This window comes from Polaromonas sp., from assembly GCF_012927455.1.
In the GTDB taxonomy this organism is placed as follows: Bacteria; Pseudomonadota; Gammaproteobacteria; order Burkholderiales; family Burkholderiaceae_C; genus Polaromonas.
Genome location: NZ_JABBPE010000005.1, coordinates 253,901 through 275,210 on the forward strand (window position 1 = coordinate 253,901; position 21,310 = coordinate 275,210).

Annotated in this window: 18 protein-coding genes; 3 read left to right on the forward strand and 15 right to left on the reverse strand. The window is 61.9% G+C overall.

Annotated elements, in window-relative coordinates:
- The first annotated feature begins 32 nt into the window (after nucleotides 1–32).
- On the forward strand, nucleotides 33–722 hold the full coding sequence (locus HHJ18_RS07155; protein WP_296913242.1) for a Smr/MutS family protein: 690 nt from the start codon (nucleotides 33–35) through the stop codon (nucleotides 720–722).
- A gap of 209 nt (nucleotides 723–931) precedes the next feature.
- Here HHJ18_RS07155 and HHJ18_RS07160 read toward each other — a convergent pair whose 3' ends face one another.
- Nucleotides 932–1,225: a helix-turn-helix transcriptional regulator gene (locus HHJ18_RS07160; protein ID WP_366558811.1), complete on the reverse strand. Its 294-nt coding sequence runs from the start codon at nucleotides 1,223–1,225 to the stop codon at nucleotides 932–934.
- 284 nt (nucleotides 1,226–1,509) lie between these two features.
- Here HHJ18_RS07160 and HHJ18_RS07165 point away from each other — a divergent pair, with 284 nt between their 5' ends.
- Nucleotides 1,510–1,704 carry a hypothetical protein gene (locus HHJ18_RS07165; protein ID WP_296913245.1) on the forward strand — a complete coding sequence of 65 codons (195 nt, stop codon included), beginning with the start codon at nucleotides 1,510–1,512 and terminating at the stop codon, nucleotides 1,702–1,704.
- 187 nt (nucleotides 1,705–1,891) lie between these two features.
- Nucleotides 1,892–2,290: a class I SAM-dependent methyltransferase gene (locus HHJ18_RS07170; RefSeq protein ID WP_296913248.1), complete on the forward strand. Its 399-nt coding sequence runs from the start codon at nucleotides 1,892–1,894 to the stop codon at nucleotides 2,288–2,290.
- A gap of 247 nt (nucleotides 2,291–2,537) precedes the next feature.
- Here HHJ18_RS07170 and HHJ18_RS07175 read toward each other — a convergent pair whose 3' ends face one another.
- The 14 genes from HHJ18_RS07175 to HHJ18_RS07240 form a co-directional block, all read right to left on the reverse strand.
- Complete coding sequence (locus HHJ18_RS07175) at nucleotides 2,538–5,111, reverse strand: FtsX-like permease family protein (protein WP_296913251.1); 2,574 nt, start codon at nucleotides 5,109–5,111, stop codon at nucleotides 2,538–2,540.
- A gap of 67 nt (nucleotides 5,112–5,178) precedes the next feature.
- A complete protein-coding gene (locus HHJ18_RS07180; RefSeq protein WP_296913254.1) occupies nucleotides 5,179–6,357 on the reverse strand; it encodes a formate dehydrogenase accessory sulfurtransferase FdhD in 1,179 nt (392 codons plus the stop codon).
- Nucleotides 6,358–6,432: 75 nt separating this feature from the next.
- Nucleotides 6,433–6,846 (reverse strand): hypothetical protein, encoded by a 414-nt coding sequence (locus HHJ18_RS07185; protein WP_296913257.1) that lies wholly within the window; start codon nucleotides 6,844–6,846, stop codon nucleotides 6,433–6,435.
- Nucleotides 6,847–6,860: 14 nt separating this feature from the next.
- A complete protein-coding gene (locus HHJ18_RS07190) occupies nucleotides 6,861–8,048 on the reverse strand; it encodes a formate dehydrogenase subunit gamma (RefSeq protein ID WP_296913259.1) in 1,188 nt (395 codons plus the stop codon).
- 12 nt (nucleotides 8,049–8,060) lie between these two features.
- Nucleotides 8,061–8,282, reverse strand: a complete 222-nt coding sequence (locus HHJ18_RS07195) for a hypothetical protein (RefSeq protein WP_296913261.1) — start codon at nucleotides 8,280–8,282, stop codon at nucleotides 8,061–8,063.
- Entirely contained in the window at nucleotides 8,279–8,899 is a 621-nt protein-coding gene (fdh3B, locus tag HHJ18_RS07200) for a formate dehydrogenase FDH3 subunit beta (RefSeq protein WP_296913264.1), read from the reverse strand. Before fdh3B ends, HHJ18_RS07195 begins: the two co-directional genes overlap by 4 nt.
- Nucleotides 8,900–8,909: 10 nt before the next feature.
- Nucleotides 8,910–11,885 carry a formate dehydrogenase subunit alpha gene (locus HHJ18_RS07205; protein ID WP_296913266.1) on the reverse strand — a complete coding sequence of 992 codons (2,976 nt, stop codon included), beginning with the start codon at nucleotides 11,883–11,885 and terminating at the stop codon, nucleotides 8,910–8,912.
- Nucleotides 11,886–11,918: 33 nt separating this feature from the next.
- Nucleotides 11,919–12,125 carry a formate dehydrogenase gene (locus HHJ18_RS07210; RefSeq protein ID WP_296913269.1) on the reverse strand — a complete coding sequence of 69 codons (207 nt, stop codon included), beginning with the start codon at nucleotides 12,123–12,125 and terminating at the stop codon, nucleotides 11,919–11,921.
- 203 nt (nucleotides 12,126–12,328) lie between these two features.
- Entirely contained in the window at nucleotides 12,329–12,946 is a 618-nt protein-coding gene (locus HHJ18_RS07215) for a molecular chaperone TorD family protein (RefSeq protein ID WP_296913272.1), read from the reverse strand.
- A 2-nt stretch (nucleotides 12,947–12,948) separates the two neighbouring features.
- Nucleotides 12,949–15,036 (reverse strand): 4Fe-4S binding protein, encoded by a 2,088-nt coding sequence (locus tag HHJ18_RS07220; RefSeq protein WP_296913275.1) that lies wholly within the window; start codon nucleotides 15,034–15,036, stop codon nucleotides 12,949–12,951.
- Nucleotides 14,966–15,781: a DUF3306 domain-containing protein gene (locus HHJ18_RS07225; RefSeq protein WP_296913277.1), complete on the reverse strand. Its 816-nt coding sequence runs from the start codon at nucleotides 15,779–15,781 to the stop codon at nucleotides 14,966–14,968. Before HHJ18_RS07225 ends, HHJ18_RS07220 begins: the two co-directional genes overlap by 71 nt.
- Nucleotides 15,774–16,361: a DUF3305 domain-containing protein gene (locus HHJ18_RS07230; protein ID WP_296913280.1), complete on the reverse strand. Its 588-nt coding sequence runs from the start codon at nucleotides 16,359–16,361 to the stop codon at nucleotides 15,774–15,776. Before HHJ18_RS07230 ends, HHJ18_RS07225 begins: the two co-directional genes overlap by 8 nt.
- A gap of 66 nt (nucleotides 16,362–16,427) precedes the next feature.
- Nucleotides 16,428–19,307, reverse strand: coding sequence for a formate dehydrogenase subunit alpha (gene fdhF / locus HHJ18_RS07235; protein ID WP_296913282.1), 2,880 nt, complete (start codon nucleotides 19,305–19,307; stop codon nucleotides 16,428–16,430).
- On the reverse strand, nucleotides 19,304–21,229 hold the full coding sequence (locus HHJ18_RS07240) for an NADH-ubiquinone oxidoreductase-F iron-sulfur binding region domain-containing protein (RefSeq protein WP_296913283.1): 1,926 nt from the start codon (nucleotides 21,227–21,229) through the stop codon (nucleotides 19,304–19,306). The genes fdhF and HHJ18_RS07240 overlap by 4 nt, the downstream gene beginning before the upstream one ends.
- Between the last annotated feature and the right edge of the window lie 81 nt (nucleotides 21,230–21,310).

The following is a 21,310-nucleotide window of genomic DNA, read 5'->3' on the forward strand; positions in this document are numbered from 1 at the left end:
GCGTCCCACCCCCGCCTCACCCCCGCCTAAAAATGACTGCGCCCGCCCGCAAAACCCTCCAGGTCCGCCCGCTGCGCGACCTGAAAGATCTGAAGGCCGTGAAGCGGCAGTTAGAGGCGCGCGTCCAACTGGAAAAGGAAAGGGAAGCCGCACGCCTGGCCGCCGCAGCCAGAGTCAAGGCCGACAAGGAGGAGTTTTCGCTTGCCATCGGTCCGGTCAGGGCCCTGGCCGCGCAGCACCGGCCCGACAATCCCGGCCACCGGGCCAGGCTGAAAGCAGCGCAGCCGGCGCCCATCCCGGTGCAGCAGCTGCGCGACGAGCAGGCCGTGATGCGCGAGGCCATCTCTGACGAGTTCGATAGCGCAACCCTGCTCGACACCGATGAAGCGCTGAGTTTTCGCCGCCCCGGCATGGGGCCGGACGTTTGCGTCAAGTTGCGCCGCGGCGGCTGGAGCATTCAGGGCCAGCTCGACCTGCACGGCCTGCGCCGCGAAGATGCGCGCCAAGCCCTCAGCCAGTTCATCAAGGACGCCAACAAGATGGGTTGGCGCTGCGTGCGCGTGGTGCACGGCAAGGGCCTGGGCTCGCCGGGCAAGGCGCCAGTGCTCAAGGGCAAGGTGCAAGGCTGGCTGATTCAGAAACAGGAGGTGCTGGCCTTTGTGCAGGCGCGGCCGGCCCAGGGCGGCGCCGGGGCGCTGGTGGTGCTGCTGGCGCAGAGTTGACGCCGGCGACTTCAGCCAGTTTGCTATTTATTTAATAGCTGCTTGCGCCCGTATTTATTGGGCTAGAGGCCTATTTCTCTGGTTTTTTTGTGGGTCGGGTTACGCCTTCGATAAATCCGATCTACGAGCCAGTATTCAGCATGAAAAGTGCCTTAAGCCCAATAAGGACGGGCGCAAACTGCTTCTCTTTTTATAGCAACCGAGTGCCGTCAGCTGGCCTGACGCGCCGCCGGTGCCAGCGGCCGGTCAATCCCGCCATGGTTGCGCAACGCCAGCGCGCACATCACCGCAGCGGTGCGGGTTTTCACACCCAGCTTCACGTAAATAAACTCCAGGTACTTTTGCACGGTGCGTGGGCTGATGGACAGCAGTGCCGCGATCTCCGCATCGGTCTGACCGCAGGCCAGCCAATGCACCACCTCGCCTTCACGCGGTGTCAGGCCAGTCGCGCCGACGTCGAGCGGCTCCGGCACATAAGGCAACTGCGCGGCGCCCGCTGGCAAAGAGTTCGCCGCGCTTGCCGAAATCCAGGCCGCGCCGATTCAGCATCACGCTTACCAGCGTGCGCTGACCCCAAAGCAGCGGGAGGGCAATCGCGTCCTCCAGCCCGATGCGCGGTAGTAGTCGCCCTACAAAGCGCTGCGCTGAAAGTCGTGCCGGCTCACCAGATCGAAGATACGCCGCGTCAGCCTGCCTCCCTTGAGGCCGTGATGGCGCACCAGCTGTGCTGCAAGCCTCGCAACGAGGAGGGACGCATGACCATCGACGAAACAAAACTCAATGTTTTATGGGCCGGTTGGTGCACGATTTCGGCGCTGCGATGCATGCCGCCACCCTCGTCGTCGTCGACCAGCTCGGCCTGTACCAGGCGCTGGCCCATGGCCCCGCCACGACAGAGGAGCTGGCCAGGCGCAGCCAGACCGATGCGCGCTCTCTGCGCGAGTGGCTGTCGGCGCAGGCTGCCAGCGGCTATGTGCAGTAGCAGCCCGAAGGCGAGCGCTTTTCGCTCAGCGCTGAACAAGCTCTCACGCTGGCCGACGAAGGCAGTCCGGCCTTCATTCCCGGCGCAGTCGAGATCGTGGTGGCGCAGTTCAAGGCCATCCAGAAGATGGTGCGGGGCAACGCGCACCGGCCTGGGCGTTGGCTGCTGGCACGATCACGATGCGGCGTTGTTCCACGGCACCGAGCGCTTCTTTCGCCCGGGCTACGCGGCCAACCCGCTGAGCCAGTGGATTCCGGCGATGGAAGGTGTCGCGGCGCGGCTGCAACAAGGCGCGCGCATTGCCGATGTCGGCTGCGGTCACGGCGCCTCGATCATTCTGATGGCGCAGGCCTATCCGGCATCGAGCTATGTGGGCTTCGACTACCACGCGCCGTCGATAGCGCGTGCCCGCGAAGCGGCGATAAAGGCCGGCCTGGGCGAGCAGTGCGCGTCGAGGTGGCAAGCGCCAAGGATTTTCCAGGCAATGACTATGACCTGGTCGCGGTGCTCGATTGCCTGCACGACATGGGCGATCCGGTCGGCGCTTCAGCGCATGTCATGCGCAGCCCAGGCCGCATCTGCGTAGCTTCCCCCGCGCGGAGCATCGCCCCTGTGGGCTGGCCCCGGTCGTGAATTTTTTTGATCTGGAAACAGCGTTCTGGCGGCACGCGCAGGGCGTTGCGGGTTGCGCGGGGCTCTGGCCCGGTCGTTGTTACGGTCCTTACCGATTTTCAGCCATCAAATCGGCTTTAATCCCAATATCTACGGGCGCAAGCAGCTATCTAATTAATAGCAAACAAAATTTAAATGCAGCTTGATCTGACGTACCAGCCTTACTCTGAATAGTGCGCCCTGCGCAGCGTTTCAACGACCGGCGTATTGAGCACGGAGCGCAGCCCCCACCAGCCCGCGGCCAGCGCCAGCAGCGCGCCGGCCAGGCTGCCGAGCACAGGCACGCTCCAGGAGCCAGTCCAGCTGAAGTCAAACACATAGCGCGCCAAGGCCCAGCCGACGGCCAGCGCCACGATGGAGGCGAGAAAGCCCGCCAGCAGGCCGACGCCGGCCAGTTCGGCGCGCTGCACCTGGCGCAGCAGCGAGGCCCTGGCGCCGACGGCGCGCATGATGGCGAACTCGCGGGCGCGCTCCTCGCGCGTGGCGGTGATGGCGGCAAACAGCACCACCAAGCCGGCCGCCAGGGTGAAGCCAAACAGAAATTCGACCGCGCGTATCACTTGGTCGAGCACGCGCTGCACCTGGTTCAGCGTGCTGCTCATATCGACATTGGTGATGTTGGGAAACGCTTTGACGAGGGCGTTGTCGAAGCTTTGCGGCCTGGCTTGCCCGTTTTCGGCTTGCATGGCGGGCTCGGGCGCTCGGAAAGCGCTGATGAAAGACACCGGAACTTCAGCGGGCAGTTGCGCCACCGGGTACATCACAAAGAAGTTGACATGCATCGAACTCCAGTCGACCTTGCGCAGGCTGGTGATCTTGGCCTCGCTGAGCTGGCCTGCCATGTCAAAGCGCAGGCTGTCGCCGAGCTTGAGGCCGAGGGTCTTGGCCAGGCCCTCTTCCACGCTGATGGCGTCTTTTTCGCCGGCCGTCCAGCGCCCGGAGACCACCTGATTGTGCGTGGGCTGCTGCGCGCTGTTGGACAGGTTGAACTCGCGGTCAACCAGGCGCTTGGCGCGCTCGTCCTCAAAGTCTTCGGGCGTCACGGGCTTGCCGTTGACCGCCACCAGACGGCCGCGGATCATGGGATACCAGTCGAATTTTTTCACGCCACCATCGCGCAGCGCCTGCTGAAAAGCCTCGCCCTGTTCAGGCTGCACGTTGATGACAAAACGATTCGGCGCGTCTGGCGGCGTGGCCTTGCGCCAGCTGCTGATCAGGTCGGTGCGCAACAGCACGAGCAAAATCAGCGCCAGCAGGCCGACCGCCAGGGCGCTGGTCTGCACCACCGCATACACCGGGCGCGCCGACAATTGCCGCGTGGCCAGCACCAGCCAGCGCGGCGCCGTGGCCTCGTTGACGCTGGCGCGCAGCAGTTTGACGGCCAGATAGCTGGCGGCCGCAAACACTAGCACGGCGCCCAAGAATCCGCCGACGGCAATCAGGCCCATTTTCAGATCGCTGCTGGCGGCTACCAGCAGCGCGGCAAAACCGGTCATGCCCAGGCCCAGCACCGCCAGCGAGGCCGGTTTGAGGCTGCCGACGTCGCGGCGAATCACGCGCAGCGGCGGCACCGAGGCCAGTTGCAGCACCGGCGGCAGGCCAAACGCCAGCAATAGCGTCAGGCCCATGCCCATGCCAAACAGTACCGGCCACAGCGTGGGGGCCGGCAGTGCGGTTTCGACCAGCCCGGCCAGCAGCAGCACAAAGCCGTAATGCACCGCAAAGCCCAACGCCACCCCCAGCGCGCTGGCCAGCAGCCCGGCCAGCACAAACTCAAAACCGTAAGCCAGCGCAATGGTGCGCTGCGGCTGGCCCAGCACGCGCAGCATGGCGCAGTCGTCCAGGTGTTTGGCGGCAAAGCCGCGCGCCACAATCGCCACCGCCACGGCGCTCAGCAGGGCCGCCAGCAGCGCCACCAGGTTGAGGAATTTCTCGGCGCGGTCCAGCGTCTGGTGCATCTCGGGGCTGCCGCTTTCCAGGCTTTCCAGCCGCACACCGCGAATACCCGATTCGCTGCCGGGCTTTTTGATCTCGTCAGCCGCCCACTTCACGTAGGTTTTGACGGCCTGCTCATCGCCGGCCACGGCAAAACGGTAATTGGTGCGGCTGGCGGGCTGGATCAGGCCGGTGGCGGCGACGTCGGCTTGGTTGACCATAACGCGGGGCGAAAAGCTGATGAAGCCGGCGCCGCGGTCGGGCTCTTGCACGATGATGCGGCTCAAGGTAAAGCTGGCGTCACCCAGCAGCAGGGTCTGGCCGAGCTTGAGGCCCAGCGCATCGAGCAGCGCGGCATCGGCCCAGGCGCTGCCGGGCGCCGGAATGTCGCGGGTTCGCTGGCCAGTGCTGCCGAACTGCCCGGCCACCGTCATGGCGCCGCGCAGCGGGTAGTTTGCGGGCACGCCCTTGAAGGCGACCAGCTTGCTGGCGCCACCGTCTTCATCTTTGGCGCGGGCCATGGTCGGAAACGTGACGGTGGAAATGGCCTGCAGACCCAGCGCCTGCGCCTTGGCGATGAAGGCTGCCGGCGTCACACCGTCGCTGCGCACCACGGCATCGCCGCCCAGCAGTTGCCCGGCATCGCGCTGCAGCCCACCTTTGAGGCGGTCGGCAAAAAAACCCACCGCCGTGAGGGCGGCGACCGCCAGCGTGACCGCCACGATCAGCAGGCGCAACTCGCCAGCACGCAAATCGCGCAACAACGTGCGCCAGCCTAGCTTGAGAAAAAGGGTGTTCATGGGGTGACCTTAACGCAGGAACCATCTAAATGGCAGGACACTGATTGCAGCACCCGCGCCTGGCGTGTCAGGCGCTCTGTTCAGCCTTTAGTTCGGCTCTGGATTCATCCTTGATCTCAGGCTTGATCACCAGACCCGGCTGCAGCTGCAAGCGCTGCGGGTTGCTGTAGCAGACAAAGCGCTTGTTGGTGGCACGGCCAATCGCGCACAGGCCCACCGCTTGCGCGACCTGGTGGCCCATCTGGGTGATGCCGCTGCGCGACACCACAATGGGCACGCCCATCTGCGCCGACTTGATGACCATTTCGCTGGTGAGGCGGCCGGTGGTGTAGAACGCCAGTCCTGCTGTCGTTGAAGTTGGCGAAACAGCGTCTGTAGCGTCAGGCGCGGGGGCCATCGAACGCAGCGAAGGGCCGCCTTGAGCAAGGCCAGCCTCCTCGGCGGGCAGCGCAGCACATGAAGTGGCAAGCGTGGGGGACACGAACGAAGCGCCGGGCCGCCCCAAGCGAAGTTCAGCCCCCTCGGGGGGCAGCGCAGCACGCGAAGCGACAAGCGCGGGGGCCAGTTCCGCCGACAGGCCGCCCTTAGGCGGAACAGCCCTCTCGGGGGACAGCGAACCACACGCAGTGGGGAGCGTGGGGGCAATCTCCTGCATCCACATCCAGCCGGCGATGGTGTCTATCGCGTTATGCCTTCCCACGTCTTCGACAAACAGCAGCATCTCGGGCTCAGCAGATGTCGTGTCAAACAGCGCGCAGGCATGCACGGAACCGGCCGATTTGTAGGTGGTTTCTTTCAGGCGGATGGTGTTGACCAGCGCATAAAGCTGGCTTTGCGTGATTCCTGCGTTGGGCGGCAACGCGATCTGGTCAACCTCGTCCATCAGGCCGCCAAATACGCTGCCCTGGCCGCAGCCGGTAGTGACGATGCGTCGTGACGTTTTCTCGACGATATCTTCAATGCCGTGACGGGTTTTGACCGCAGCGGCGCCCACCTCCCAGTCGACCGTGATGGACTCGATGTCGTCGATCGATGTGACGAGCCGCTGGTTGCGCAGGTAGCCGAGCACCAGCAGTTCGGGGTGCGCGCCCAGTGTCATCAAGGTGACCAGTTCGCGTTTGTCAACGTAGAGCGTGAGCGCGCGCTCGGCTGGAATGGAAACGCGCAGGTGCTCGCCGTATTCATTGACGGCGTCGATCTCGCAGGTCAAGGGGGCTTGGGCTAGCGTCAGGTGGGGCAAGGGCATGAGAGCAGACTACAACAAAAAAGGCCGGCCCTCTCGGGCCGGCCTTTTTCCGGGGATGACAGTGGGGCTGGTGTCTTAGAGTTTTTTGGCAGGATTGGCCGGATTGACCACGGCATCAGGCTGCAAGCTGCTGGGCGGGTTGGCAGCCGTTGTCGCAGGCGAATGTGCACCCGCTGCCTCAATCGGCTTGGCGACTTCAGCCGGCGCTGCTGCATAGGCAAAAGTACCCGGGTCAGCGCAAGCAGGCGCAGCAGCTGCGGGCTTGGTTTCCTTGCCTGCTGCCTTGGCGGTGGTGTAGTAGCTGGCCGCAACTTTGTCCTGCGACTTGCACAATTGATAAGCATCGACCTTGCCGGCCCAGGCCGCCTTGGCGGCAGCCTCAGGAGCCTTGGCCTTTTCTTCGGCGCTGGGTGGGGGAAGCTTGGCAAGCGCCAGCAAAGAGCTGCTCGCAAGCAGGCTAAGCGTCAAAAGTCGAAAACATTTTCTCATGGAATTCTCGCTTTTCATGCCTGTACGGTTTGACTGGGTGCCGCGGGCTGCGAGCGCTGGGCCGGAATATGGCCAGCCTTCACATCGTCATACCAGAATTCGTGGTGTTCCTTGGCCCAGGTTTCGTCGACATAGCCGGTTCTCATCCCGCCGTAAGCGCCCTCCATTCCCAGCGTGCCAATGTAAATATGCGCGATGAACATGGCCACCATCAGCGTGGTTGCCACGCCATGGACCATATTGGCGATTTGCATGGTGCTGCGTTCATAGATTAGACCAGGCACCAGATGATTTAGAACCAGGCCGGAGGCCACTACGACCAAGCCAAGAAACAGCACGCCACCCCAGAAAATCAGCTTTTCTCCGGCGTTGAAACGATGCGATGGTACCTCCTTGCCAGACATCAGACCGCCGCCCTTGAGAAGCCAGTTCACGTCACCACGGCTGGGCAGGTTGTCGCGCGCAAAAGTGAAAATGACGATCACCAGCGACACGGCAAACAGCGGTCCCGCGAAGTTGTGCATATTTTTAAGGGCATAGGCGAGCCAGCCAAAAAGCGTGCTGCCCATGACCGGCAACAAAAAGAACTTGCCAAAGGCCATCACGAGGCCAGAAATGGCCAGAATGCTGAACGCAATGGCATTGGCCCAATGGGCCGAACGCTCAAAGGGTGTGAAACGCTCGATCTTGCGGCCGGTTTCGGAGCCGTGCAGCATGATGCGGCCTTTGGTCAGGTAAAACAAGGCGATCGCACCCAGCACGATCAGTAAAAACGCCCCGCCGTAGGGAATCAACCAGTTGTTGCGAACCTGCCGCCAAGCCTCGCCGGCGTTGGTCAGGCGTGAACCCGGGTACTGCACGAAAGACTGGATCAAATTACCCGCTTCTGGCGCCTGGCTTTTCGGAAGGCTGCTGTAGCCGGTAATGCCTTGGCCGATCTGGCGCCACATGGGGGCGTTGTTACCGGGCTGAACCTTGGCGCGCTCGCCATTGCTTTGCTTGGCATAGTTGGGCTCGCTGCTGGCGTCCGGCGCCACGTCAAAAATATTTTGGCCCTGAATGCCGCCAGTTGCCGCAGGCGCCGGCGTGACGACGCCCGATGACTGGGCCGGTGCCGCCGGTTGGGCCGCCGAGGTCTGCGCTCCGGCCCATCCAGCCAAACCAAACGCTATTAAAAATATAGCTAAGCGTGCACGTTGCATACTGGCTCCTGGTCACTTCGCCTTGGAATATTCGTTCTGGGTGTTCTGCGCGCGGGCCTTCAGCCCTTGCTCCCAGCTGGTTTTGTCACCCGGTTTCCAGCCCGGCACCACAAACTGGTTGTCGGCTCCCTTGAAAGCGCTCACGTCGCTTTTGCCAGCGCTGGCCGTTTGCGGTCTTTCGCCGCAGGCCGCCAAGGCCATGACCGCCAAAGCAGCCAGCGCAAGCCGCATCATGATTTGGCTCCTGCTTGCGGCTGTCCAGCCTGCTTGGAGCCATAGGCCGTTCCCCAACCCCAAACCTCGGCGCCCTTGCCGCGCACCACCACGCGGTTGCGGAAGATGTCGGCGACGACATCGCCGTCACCGGCCAGCAAAGCCTTGGTGGAACACATTTCGGCACAGGCGGGCAACTTGCCTTCCGCCAGCCGGTTGCGGCCGTATTTTTCAAATTCGGCTTGGCTGCCGTTGACTTCAGGGCCACCGGCACAGAAGGTGCATTTGTCCATCTTGCCGCGCACACCGAAGGTGCCGGATGCTGGAAACTGCGGCGCGCCAAAAGGGCAGGCATAGGCGCAGTAGCCACAGCCGATGCAGATGTCCTTGTCGTGCAAAACCACACCTTCGTCGGTGCGGTAAAAGCAGTTGACGGGACAGACGGCCATGCACGGCGCGTCGCTGCAGTGCATGCAGGCCACCGAGATCGATTTCTCACCCGGTACGCCGTCGTTGAGCGTTACCACACGGCGGCGGTTGACACCCCACGGAACTTCGTTTTCGTTTTTACAGGCGGTGACGCAACCGTTGCATTCAATGCAGCGTTCTGCGTCACAAACAAATTTCATGCGTGCCATGGTATTTTCCTTATGCCCTCTCGACGTTGCAGACCGTCGTCTTGGTTTCCTGCATCATCGTCACGCTGTCATAACCATAGGTGGTTGCAGTATTGATGGCTTCGCCGCGCACCACCGGCGCTGCGCCGTTGGGATAATAGGCCAGCATGTCAGCGCCCTGCCAGTGCCCCGAGAAGTGAAACGGCATGAACACGGTGTCGGGACCAACGCGTTCCGTCACCATCGCCTGCACATTCAGACGCGCGCCAGTAGGCGAACTGACCCAGGCTCGTTCGCCATTGCGAATACCTTTTTCGGCCGCGACCTTGGGATTGATCTCGATAAACATTTCCTGTTGCAATTCGGCCAGCCAGGGGTTGGACCGGGTTTCCTCGCCGCCGCCTTCGTACTCGACCAGACGACCTGAGGTCAGGATCAACGGAAACTTTTCATGCACCTTGTCGACGATATTTTTCTGCTGGAGGGTTTTGTACAGCGTGGGCAGGCGCCAGAAGGTTTTCTTGTCGTCGTGCGTCGGGTATTTGGCCATCAAATCGGCACGGTTGCCGTACAAGGGCTCGCGGTGCTGCGGGATCGCATCCGGGAAATTCCACACCACGGCGCGCGCCTTGGCATTGCCAAACGGATGACAACCATGGTTTTTCATGACCACACGGATAAGGCCGCCAGACGAATCAGTCTTCCAGTTTTTACCTTCGGCTGCGGTTTTTTCAGCGTCGGTCAATTCGTCCCACCAGCCGAGCTTTTTCACCAGCAAGTGGTCAAATTCGGGATAGCCCGTGGTGATATCAGCGCCCATGGAGAAAGAGCCATCTTCAGCTAGCAGGCTCTTGCCCTCGCGCTCCACGCCGAAGTTGGCGCGGAAGTTGCCGCCCCCTTCCATGACATGTTTGGAGGTGTCATAGAGGTTGGGTGAACCGGGGTGTTTGAGTTCCGGCGTGCCGTAACACGGCCAAGGCAAACCAAAATAGTCGCCGGTTGTGTCGTAGCCGGTTTCCTTGTCCTTGCCGCCCCTGGACTTAAGGGTCTTGACATCGAACAAATGCATGTTGCGCATATGCGCCTTCAAGCGCTCCGGGCTTTGGCCGGTGTAGCCGATAGTCCAGCAAGTCTTGTTGATCTCGCGCAGGATGTCTTCGGGCATGGGTTCGTCCATCCCCTTGACCTTCTGCATCTTGTAGTTTTTGGAGAGCTCTTTGGCGAAGCCCAGTTTTTCGGCCAGCTGGTGCATGATCATGTGATCGCTGCGGCTTTCCCAGAGTGGCTCAATGACTTTTTCGCGCCACTGCAGGGAACGGTTGGACGCCGTAACCGAGCCGCTGGTCTCGAACTGGGTGGCCGCCGGCAGCAGGTACACAGCGCGGTTCGCGTTGCGGTCTTCCGCCTTGCCCGGCATCGCCGCCATAGCCGCTGTTGCCGATGGGTAGGGGTCTATGACAACCAGCAGATCGAGCTTATCCATGGCGCGCTTCATTTCCAGGCCGCGGGTCTGGGAATTGGGTGCATGGCCCCAGAAGACGACGGCGCGCAGGTTGGAGTCCTGGTCGATAAATTCGTTTTTCTCCATCACGCCGTCGATCCAGCGCGAGACGGTGATACCGGGCTTGCCCATCATCGCGGGCGAGGCGTAGCGCCCCTTGATCCAGTCAAAGTCAACACCCCAGGTCTTGGCAAAATGTTTCCAAGATCCTTCAGCCAAGCCGTAGTAACCCGGCAGAGAATCGGGGTTGGGGCCGACGTCAGTCGCGCCCTGCACGTTGTCGTGGCCGCGGAAAATATTGGCGCCCCCACCGGATACGCCGATGTTGCCGAGCGCGAGCTGCAGGATGCAGGAGGCACGAACAATCGCATTGCCAGTGGTGTGCTGGGTCTGGCCCATGCACCAGACGATGGTTGACGGCCTGTTTTTTGCCATCATTTCAGCGGCCAGATAGACGCGGGCCTCGGGCACGCCGCAGGCTTCCTCGACTTTGTCGGGCGTCCACTTGGCCAGAACATCTTCCTTGACCTTGTCCATGCCGTAGACGCGGTCGTTGATGTACTTGGTGTCTTCCCAGCCATTCTTGAAGATGTGGTACAGCATGCCAAACAGAAAGGGAATGTCGGAGCCCGACCGGATGCGGATATATTCGTCGGACTTGGCTGCCGTGCGCGTAAAGCGGGGGTCGACCACAATCATCTTGCAGCCGGTTTCCTTGGCATGCAGCATGTGCAGCATGCTCACCGGATGCGCCTCGGCAGCGTTGGAGCCGATGTACAACGCGCACTTGCTGTTTTGCATGTCGTTGTAGGAATTGGTCATGGCACCATAACCCCAGGTGTTGGCAACTCCAGCCACCGTGGTCGAATGGCAGATGCGCGCCTGGTGGTCGCAGTTGTTGCTGCCCCAGAAGCTCATCCACTTGCGCAGCAGGTAGGCTTGCTCGTTGTTGTGTTTGGAAGAGCCAATCACGTACACCGAATCGGGGCCGCTGGCCTTGCGCAATTCGAGCATCCGCGCGGAAATTTCATTGAGTGCGGTGTCCCAGTTAATGCGCTCGTATTTGCCGTTCACCAGCTTCATGGGGTAGCGCAGGCGGAACTCGCCATGGCCGTGTTCACGCAAGGCGGCACCTTTGGCGCAATGCGCACCGAGGTTGATGGGTGAATCAAACACCGGTTCCTGGCGGATCCAGATGCCATTTTCAACCACTGCATCGACTGCGCAACCGACCGAGCAATGAGTGCAGACAGTCCGCTTGACTTCTATTTTTCCATTGCGGTTCCCATCGCCTGACGCTGCAGCCTTGGCCTTTTTCACCAGCGTTAACTGGGTAGCCGCCAAGCCGACACCCACACCCAGGCCGGAGCGCCGCAAAAATGCGCGCCGGTCCATGGTAGGCAGCGCATTGGACAGGCCGCGCGCAAGACTTTGTACGAAGCGTGATGAGCCGGCGCGATGTGCGGGACTGCTAGGGAGATCGTGAGATTTTTTCGTGAGCAGCATGAGGCCCTCCGCAAGAATGAAAACGGGAACGGATTAAATGCGTGTGGTTCTGTAGTAGTGCTTGACGTGTTCCGTCAGGCTGTAACCACCGCCATTTTCGGGCGCCGGTTTGGGCTCGGAAAGTGCGGCTTCAGGTGCTTGGGCACCGGGCAAGGCCACTATCGCCGCAGCAGCTGCACTAACGGCGGCTGCACCGAAAAAGAAGCCTCTTCGCGAGGGTTTTGGCTGGCTGTCCTGCATTCTTGATCTCCAAGGAAGCTTGCTGAATAGATGTACAACTCTCAAGATACTGTACGTCAGCGCGACATTTTTCGCACTGCCTCGTACAACCCAAATACCCAGATTAAGGGAAAACGATATGTAAACCTATTGTCTGAGTAGCGCTTCTTGCAACGTTTTGAAAACGCTCGACGCGCGAATTATGGGGGAGCACTCGCAAGGTTTCACGCCAGCATGTCAAAGCCCTGTGCTTCAATGTTGATAAAGGCCTGCGCAAAAACGGCGAGTGCACGGTAAAAACCGGCTTTTGGATGCTGCATAAGCACCTCGCACATCGTTGGCAGCCAGGTCTGCAGATGCCGCGTAAAAAATTCGCGCTGGCGCGTCAGGTTGGCCACTTCCACATCATCCCCGGCGATCAGGTAGCGCATGACCTCGCACAGGTAGGCGACGTGGTCTTCTGTTTCCGGCATGGCCTCATCGCGCCCCAGGCCTAGCGCCGCAATGTCGTGACGCAAGGCCGCCAGCGGCTTTTCGTTAAGGAATCCGCTGAGATAGTGAGAGCCGAAAAGGTAGACCTCGGGCTTGCCGATGCCACCGAACAGGACGTCATATTCCTGGCCTATGTCTGCCAGATTCCGCTCGCGCGCGGCAGCCACCAGTTCTCCCCACGAACTTTCCAGCAAGGCGCCTGCGGCAGGCGCCTCGGTCACGGCAACGCGCAGGTTTTCATGCAACTCGGCCGACGGAGCCGCATAGAAAAGCGCGGCCAGCAGACCGTAGACCTCGGCGCGTGCGGTTTCTTCATCGAGGGTCGAGGTTATGAGTTGGGCTTGCAGCATGGTTAGCGAATATCGGTGATCTTGAGTTCATTGTCTGCGGAGTAAATGTCGATGACCCGGCAATCACCGCACATCTTGAGGCGCTCGGCCGCCGCCCCCTGGAACATGGCATGCCCAGCCAGCTTGCCCAGCATGGACTCGATCGCCTTGAGGGTCCCAAAGGGTTTGCTGCAGCGTATGCAGGCATAGGGCTGCATTTCGTTGAGCACGGTCGCTTCCCTGCGCTGCGCCGTGAGCCTGAATTGCGGCACCAGCGAGAGCGCCTTCTCGGGGCAGGTTTTGACGCACAAGCCGCACTGAACGCAATTTTTCTCGATAAATTTGAGCTGGGGGCGCTCCGGGTTGTCCTGCAGGGCGCTGGCCGGGCAGGCACTCACGCAGCTCAGGCACAGGGTGCAAGCATCCTTGTTGATGGCCAGCGCACCGAGCGGCGAGCCGGTGGCCGGAAGCACGATCAGCTCGGGTTGCGACCGCCCTTGCGTCACCAGGTGATCGAGTGCCAGCTCCAGCGTGACGCGCTTGTCGGCCTGCACGGCAAAGCCTGCTGCCTTGGTCACGCCTTGGGCCGGGGCGGCTTGCAATGCGGTATCCAGCGCGGCCAGATCGCGCGCATCCCTGGCGTGAAAAATACGGAAATGCTCCCCTTGGTAACCCAGGCCGCTGAGGATGGCCTGCGCCACATCCATCTGCGCCTGCACGGCGTCGCGGTACTGGGGCGCTTCCTCGTCCGTCATGAGCAGCCACACCTGCGAGGCGCCATAGGCCACGGCCGACAGCCACAGTTCCAGGCCGGTCGAGGCGGTATGCCACAAGGCCAGCGGCAGCACGCGCGCCGGCACGCCGTGGGTGGCCGGATCAAGCCGGGCCGCGCGGCCCAGATCACCGAGCAGGCGCACGCCCTCTTCCTGGCTGTGCAACAACAGTGCAGCCTGCCTGCCGCCGGCGCTGGCATAGCTGGCCAGCAGGGTCTTGATTTTTGTACCCTGTTCGGCAGCACGCGGGTAGGCAAAGGTCAGTGCGCCGCTGGGACAAACCGTGGTACAGGCCCCGCAGCCCACGCACAGTTGCGGGTTGACCTTGATTTGCTGGCGCCCCTTCTCGCTGCTGATGGCCGAAGCCGAACACACATCGATACAGGCGTTGCAGCCGATTTTTTCGTTGCGGCTGTGGGCACACAGCTTTTGCTTGTAGACAAAAAACTTTGGTTTCTCGAACTCGCCGACCAGCGAGCGAAGTTGCAGCAGCGTGCGGTTGTCCTGACCATCCCAGCGGAAGTAGCCCTGCGGCAGGGCATGCTGCGTGAAGGCTGGCGTGGCACGCAGATCGAGCACCAGATCAAAGGTCTCGTTCAGCGCCTCTGGCTGACGACTGAAATCAATCGCTCCGGCAGCACCACACGCCTTCACGCAAGCCCGGTGGGACTTGCACAAGTCGAGGTCAATTTGATAGTCAAAACCGATTGCGCCTTCGGGACAGGCGGCCAGACAGGCATTGCAGCGCGTGCACAAGTCGAGGTCAATCGGGTTGTTGCGCGTCCACTTCAGATCAAACGCGCCTAGCCACCCGGTCAGCTGCTGGATCTGCCCTGTCAGCACCGGGTAACGCCGCTCCTGCAAACCGCCGTCACGACCGGCCCCTAGGCTGAATAGCGTGACATCGAGTGTGTCCGACAGCAACCCGGCAGCCCGCTCGGCCGCATCGAGCGGGCCGATGATCAGCAGGCGGCCCGCGCTTTTGTAAGTGACCGTCGGCACCGGTTCGGCGTCCGGCAGATGCGCTACCGCCAGCAATGCCGCAATTTTTGGGCTGGCCTTGGCGGCGTCTTTGCTCCATCCGCCAATTTCCCGGATATTGACGAATTTGATAACCGAAGTGGCGCCTTCGGTCTGCTGCGCCAGTTCAGAAAATAGGCGCTTTTCCTGGGTACAGGCGACGACAACATCATCGCCCGACAGAATCGCCTTCTGGAAAGCGCCCGCTTCACGCCGGCACAGCGCCGAATGCAGCGTCAGGTTTTCGTCAAGTGCCGCGCCCAAGGTCTGGGGCTGGAGCGGCATGGTCTGGTTGCAGTTGCAAATGAGAGTGGGCATGGTCTTGTGAGCTGGCAGCGGCGTCAGGCAATGGCGCGGCTTGGCTGGAATGGGGGGAGCTGCTGAGGTTTTGACCGGAAAGATCAGGATTTTCACTGAACTGTGCCACGCTTTGGACGTCGGCGATATTCGCACTTTCCCGCGACGCAGCGTCTTCTTTATCGTTGGTAGTGCCATTTTTTGCGGCTACCGTACCGCCCTCTTCTCTCTCCTCTCTCTCCTCTCTCTCCTCTCTCTCCTCTCTCGCTTCTCCATCTTTTCCCTCCTCCTCATCTTCATCGAATAGCTTGAGAAACTTTGCACTGGCCATTTGCCTGAGCATGGACTCGGGGATGGGATCGGATTTTGAATAGTCGTCAATGTAGATGTCCAGCCCGTCCATCACATTGAAGTGCGGATCGGCAAACAGCTTCTTCATCGCAGCGTTGCGCACCTCGGGCCCGACATCGCTGGTCATGAAGGGCCTGAAATCAGAATCTTTTGTGAGCAGTTTCACGTCGTCAAGTGACAACGCCGGTTTTTTCGATAGTTCCGCTCCGTCGGCGTCGGCGTCAGCAGCAGTTCCGGGCGATGGCGCAGCGACGGGCGTAACTTCTGCCGGCGCCGAAAGCGCAGCCTCGCCCCCCGTGCCAATAACCGCGCCAGTTTTCGGCAGCGCCACCGGCTCGTCCAAAGGCGTTCCCTGCAAGGCGTCCGTTTTGCGGCGCGCCCAACGGCCCAAAAAACCACGGGCTTCTTCAACCACGGCGCGGACCTAAAAAATCTTTGTCGGTGCTGACGCGCGCCGGGTTGCCAAAACGGTCTTGCAGGGTCTTGAAGCTTTGCGGGCGCTGCCGGCGTTTGGCCTCCAGCACATGGTGCTCATCGACAAACGCCTGCAGCCACTGCACCACCTGCGGCCCCGCGGGCACCTGCTCTACGTTTTCCTGCGCGTCCAGCCAGCGGCCGGCGGCGTGGTAGCTCAGCGTCACAATCTGCGGCACGGCGATGGGTTCGTCGGCCAACGCGGCCTCTTCTTCCATGCGCCAGACCACCCAGAAACAAGGTTGCTGCGTCGTGACGTTGAGGTAGTAACCTTCCGCATCGTCGGCAAACAACTCAACCGTGAAGCCCGGGTGCAACCAGCGTTCTTCGCGTTCATCCTTGAGCAGCAGGCGCGGCAGCGCGCCAAAACCGTCTTCATGGGGCACGATGTCGGCCAGCACCCAGCGCCAGGGCTGCCAGCGGTTGTCAATGTGCTCGCGCCGCATGACGACCGCCACCCTGACAAACGGCCGATGAAAGGCCGCGTCGGGAGCGGGCGAATGCAGCAGAAAATCAGACATGCCGGCAGTGTACGGCGCCCTGCATGCCCACACGCGGAAGGGCCTTTTTGTCAACCCGCCACCAGCTTAGTGCTGGCTGGTAAGCGCCGCCGTTCCATAACCCGCCGCCACGGCAGGCTCACCGCCCCGGCGAACCGCCACCGCGCAGTACTTGAACTCGGGGATCTTCCCGACAGGGTCCAGCGCAGCGTTGGTCATCAGGTTGGCGGCGGCCTCGTAATAGGCAAAGGGGACAAACACGGCGCCTTGCGGCGTGCCGTCGTCGCGGCGCAGGTGAATGGCGACCTCACCGCGACGCGACTGCACCGTGATGACATCGCCCGCCGCCAGGCCAAGGGCCAGCATGTCAGCGCCACACATCGAAGCGGTTGCCATCGGCTCGATCGCATCGAGCACGCTGGCACGGCGCGTCATGCTGCCGGTGTGCCAATGCTCCAGCTGGCGCCCGGTGATCAGCACGAAGGGATAGTCGGCATCGGGGCGTTCGTTGGCCGGAATGATGTCGGCCGGCACCAAATTGACCCGGCCGTCTGCGGTGTCAAAACGGTCGATGAACACTGTCGGCGCGCCCGGGTCGTCCGCGCTCAGGCAAGGATAGGTCACACTGGATTCGCGCTGCAGGCGCTCCCAGGTGATGCCCGAGATCGACGTGTGCATGGCTTGGCGCATTTCTTCGTAAACGGCGGCCACGCCCTCATCCGGACCGCTGTAATTCCAGTTCAAACCCATCCCAAGGGCCAGCTGTTGAACAATCCACAGATCGGGTTTGGCGTCGCCCGGAGCCTCGACCGCCTGCTTGCCCAGTTGCACCATGCGGTCGGTGTTGGTAACCGTGCCGGTTTTCTCGGGCCAGGCCGTGGCGGGCAGCACCACATCGGCCAACCAGGCGGTTTCGGTCATAAAAATATCCTGCACCACCAAGTGCTCCAGGCTGGCCAGCGCGTGGCGCGCGTGGTTCAGGTCAGGGTCGCTCATGGCGGGGTTTTCACCCATGATGTACATGCCGCGAATCTTGTGCGGGTCACTTTCGGGCGCCAGTATTTTGTGCATGATCTCGACCACGGTGTAGCCGGGTTTCTCATCGAGCGGCATCTTCCAGAAATCCTCAAACCACGCATGCGCAGCGTTGTCGGTCACGCGCTGGTAGTTGGGAAACATCATGGGAATCATGCCGGCATCGCTGGCGCCCTGCACGTTGTTTTGGCCACGCAGCGGATGCAGGCCCGAACCGGGCTTGCCAATCTGCCCGGTCACGGTGGCCAGGGCGATCAGGCAACGGGCATTGTCGGTGCCATGCACATGCTGGCTAATCCCCATGCCCCACAAAATCATCGCGCCCCTGGCCTTGGCAAATTCACGCGCCACTTCACGCAGGGTTTGCGCCGCAATGCCGCAAATCGGCGCCATCGCCTCGGGGCTGTAGCCCTTGATGTTTTCTCTCAAGGCTTCGTAGTTGCTGGCGCGCTTATTGATGAAGTCCAGATCGGCAAGACCTTCGTCAATCACCGCGTAAATCAGCGCGTTGAGCATGGCTACGTCGGTGTCGGCCTTGAACTGCAGCGTGCGCCAGGCGTGTTGGCCCAGTTCGGTGATGCGCGGGTCCGCCAGCACGATTTTTGCGCCATTTTTTGCGGCGTTCTTCATCCAGGTCGCGGCCACCGGGTGGTTCGCGGTGGGGTTGGAGCCGATGACGAAAATCAGGTCCGAATGAGCCACGTCATTGACCTGGTTGCTGACCGCACCGGAACCGACGCCTTCAAGCAGCGCCGCCACGCTCGATGCGTGGCACAGGCGGGTGCAATGGTCCACGTTGTTGTTGCCAAAGCCGGTACGCACCAGCTTCTGGAACAGGTAGGCCTCTTCATTGCTGCCCTTGGCTGAACCAAAACCAGCGAGCGATTTTTTGCCTTGCGTATCGCGCAGGCCTTTCAGCGCGCCAGTGGTCAGCGCCAGCGCTTCTTCCCAGCTGGCTTCACGGAACACGTCCGACCAGTCGCCGCTATCGCGGTTCAGATGCCGCAAGGCCTCGGGGTCTTTGGCAATGCCCGTCTTGCGAATCAGCGGCTTGGTCAGGCGCTGCGGGCTGTGGGCATAGTCAAAGCCAAAGCGCCCCTTGACGCACAGCCGCGAGTGGTTGGCCGGCCCATCACGTCCGTCCACACTGACGATTCTGTTGTCCTTGACGTTGTACGTGACAAGGCAGCCGACGCCGCAAAACGGGCAAACCGAATCGACCTTCCTATCGACTATTTGCGAGCCGATCTGGGTCTTTGGCATGAGCGCGCCGGTCGGGCAGGCCTGCACGCATTCACCGCAGGCCACGCAGCTGCTCTCGCCCATGGCGTCGTTCAGGTCAAACACGATCTCGCTGTGCGAGCCGCGCATGGCATAACCAATCACGCCGTTGACCTGCTCTTCACGGCAAGCGCGTACGCAGCGGTTGCACTGGATGCAGGCGTCCAGGTTGACGGCCATGGCGGGGTGTGAAATATCCGCCCTGGGCTGCTCGCGGCGCAGGGTCTTGAGCTGCGGGCGCACCGACACCTTCAGGCGATCAGCCCACTCGCTCAACTCGCCGTGCTGCAGCGACTCGTCCGCTTCATTCCATTTGTAGCCGGTATCGGGCATGTCCGACAGCAGCATCTCCAGCACCATCTGCTGGCTTTTCAGCGCGCGCTCGCTGCTTGCCTGCACCTCCATGCCAGCCGTGGCGCTGCGGCAGCAGCTCGGTGCCAGCACCCGTTCACCCTTGACCTCGACCACGCAGGCGCGGCAGTTGCCGTCGGCCCGGTAACCATCTTTGTAGCAAAGGTGCGGAATGGCTATGCCGTGGCGCTCAGCCACCTTGAAAATGGTTTCGCCCTCAAAGGCGTGAACGGTTTTTCCATCGAGTTTGAATTCAATGGTTTGCGGCGTGACCTCAGCCAGGCGTGACGGTGCGTTCATGGTGCGTTTCCTCGTGCTTCGCCGTTAACGGCGTGTTCGGTCACTGCGGGCTCGCCCGGTGGCGGCAAGGCGCCAGTCCAAGGTGTTTCACCGACTTCATGCGGAAAATATTTGTGAATACTGCGAATCGGATTGGGCGCCGCCTGTCCCAGGCCGCAGATCGACGCATCGCCCATCACCTGCGCCAGGTCGTCCAGTGTTTGCCCGTCCCAGACCTTTGCTTCCATCAGCTTGGCCGCCTTGACGGTGCCGACGCGGCACGGCGTGCACTGGCCGCAGCTTTCTTCGGCAAAAAACCGCATCACATTGAGTGCCGCGTCTCTGGCTCTGTCCTTGTGGCCCAGCACAATCACGGCCGCCGATCCGATGAAACAGCCATGGGGCTGCAGCGTGTCAAAGTCGAGCGGAATGTTGCTCATGCTGGCTGGCAAAATACCGCCCGAAGCGCCGCCCGGCAGGTAGGCATACAGCTGGTGACCTTTGGCCATGCCGCCGCAATACTCGTCCACCAGCTGTTGCAGCGTGATGCCGGCGGGTGCCAGCTTGACACCCGGTTGCTTGACACGCCCGCTGACGCTGAAAGAGCGCAGGCCTTTGCGGCCGTTGCGGCCAAAGCCGGCAAACCAGTTCGGGCCTTTTTCAAGGATGTCGCGCACCCAGTAGAGGGTTTCGAAGTTGTGCTCCAGCGTTGGCCGGCCAAACAGCCCCACTTCGGCGATGTAGGGCGGGCGCATGCGGGGCTCGCCGCGCTTGCCTTCAATGCTTTCGATCATGGCGGACTCTTCGCCGCAAATGTAGGCACCGGCGCCGCGCCGCAGCTCGATCAGCGGCAGGCGGCAGGGCGGGTCGGCGCGCAGCAGCGCAAGCTCTGCCTCCAAAATCGCGCGGCAGTCATGGTATTCATCGCGCAAGTAGATGTAGCAAGCCTCAACGCCTACCACCTGCGCGGCAATCAAGAGGCCATCCAGAAAGCGGTGCGGGTCGCGCTCCAGATAGACGCGGTCTTTGAAGGTGCCGGGTTCGCCCTCGTCGATGTTGACGGCCATCACGCGCGGCGCCGGCTGGGCGCGCACGATGCGCCATTTGCGTCCCGCCGGGAAGCCGGCGCCGCCCAGGCCGCGAAGGCCAGAATCTTCCATGGACTTGAGGACGCGCTCGGCCTCGTCTTCACCGTTGCCCAGCCTGGCGGCCAGGGCATAGCCGCCGTGCGCGCGGTAAGTCTGGTAGCTGGTGTGTACCGGCGCAGCGCTGTCCAGCCGGGCAAGCTGCCCGGGAATGGCCCGCTCGGCAAACTCGGATGCTACAAAATTGATAGCTGCTTGCGCCCGTACCACCTGGGCTGCAGGCATATTTTGCTCTGAAATAACGACTTGAAGGGAGTCCAGCGTGGCAAAAGGCACGGCGCGCTGGTGCACGGCCGCAGCCGGTGCCTGTTCGCAGCGGCCAATGCAGGGCGCGGCGACCACACGCACGTCGCTATTGCCCAATAACGCGGGCAAGCGCGCCAGCAAATCCTGTGCACCGGCCATTTCGCAGGCCAGCCCGTCGCATATCCGCACAGTCAGACCAGGGGTCTTGCCGTCGCCATTCGCATCGCCCTTGACCACTTCAAAGTGGTGATAAAAGGTCGCCACCTCGAACACTTCGGCCATGGGAATTTTCATCTCCCTGGCCAGCGCTACCAGATGGCGGTCATGCAGGCAACGGTAAACGTCGTTGAGCTGGTGCAGGTGCTCGATCAGCAAGTCGCGTCTATGGCCATCAGCTGGCCGCAGGCCGATCAGCGCGCGTACCTCGACGAGGGATGCATCGTCGGCCTGGCGGCCCTTGAGTTTGCTTTTTCGGCGAATGCGCTCGCGCAACTCGTCAACCGTGGCGACGGCGACGACCTTCATGCTGGAATGCTGGCTGGATGGATTCATGCCGCACTGTGCGCCGCAGGGGTCTGCGCGTCAAATTGAATTGCTGTATGGGCTGATTCAATCGGTGAATGACCCTGGACG

Excerpts from the sequence above, each read along its gene's own strand:
- HHJ18_RS07175 (WP_296913251.1), bottom strand. The coding sequence starts at position 5,111 with ATGAACACCCTTTTTCTCAAGCTAGGCTGGCGCACGTTGTTGCGCGAT.
- fdh3B (WP_296913264.1), bottom strand. The coding sequence starts at position 8,899 with ATGGCACGCATGAAATTTGTTTGTGACGCAGAACGCTGCATTGAATGC.
- HHJ18_RS07220 (WP_296913275.1), bottom strand. The coding sequence starts at position 15,036 with ATGCCCACTCTCATTTGCAACTGCAACCAGACCATGCCGCTCCAGCCC.
- HHJ18_RS07215 (WP_296913272.1), bottom strand. The coding sequence starts at position 12,946 with ATGCTGCAAGCCCAACTCATAACCTCGACCCTCGATGAAGAAACCGCA.
- fdhF (WP_296913282.1), bottom strand. The coding sequence starts at position 19,307 with ATGAACGCACCGTCACGCCTGGCTGAGGTCACGCCGCAAACCATTGAA.
- HHJ18_RS07210 (WP_296913269.1), bottom strand. The coding sequence starts at position 12,125 with ATGCAGGACAGCCAGCCAAAACCCTCGCGAAGAGGCTTCTTTTTCGGT.
- HHJ18_RS07165 (WP_296913245.1), top strand. The coding sequence starts at position 1,510 with ATGGGCCGGTTGGTGCACGATTTCGGCGCTGCGATGCATGCCGCCACC.
- HHJ18_RS07185 (WP_296913257.1), bottom strand. The coding sequence starts at position 6,846 with ATGAGAAAATGTTTTCGACTTTTGACGCTTAGCCTGCTTGCGAGCAGC.
- HHJ18_RS07155 (WP_296913242.1), top strand. The coding sequence starts at position 33 with ATGACTGCGCCCGCCCGCAAAACCCTCCAGGTCCGCCCGCTGCGCGAC.
- HHJ18_RS07205 (WP_296913266.1), bottom strand. The coding sequence starts at position 11,885 with ATGCTGCTCACGAAAAAATCTCACGATCTCCCTAGCAGTCCCGCACAT.
- HHJ18_RS07180 (WP_296913254.1), bottom strand. The coding sequence starts at position 6,357 with ATGCCCTTGCCCCACCTGACGCTAGCCCAAGCCCCCTTGACCTGCGAG.
- HHJ18_RS07230 (WP_296913280.1), bottom strand. The coding sequence starts at position 16,361 with ATGTCTGATTTTCTGCTGCATTCGCCCGCTCCCGACGCGGCCTTTCAT.
- HHJ18_RS07240 (WP_296913283.1), bottom strand. The coding sequence starts at position 21,229 with ATGAATCCATCCAGCCAGCATTCCAGCATGAAGGTCGTCGCCGTCGCC.
- HHJ18_RS07195 (WP_296913261.1), bottom strand. The coding sequence starts at position 8,282 with ATGATGCGGCTTGCGCTGGCTGCTTTGGCGGTCATGGCCTTGGCGGCC.
- HHJ18_RS07190 (WP_296913259.1), bottom strand. The coding sequence starts at position 8,048 with ATGCAACGTGCACGCTTAGCTATATTTTTAATAGCGTTTGGTTTGGCT.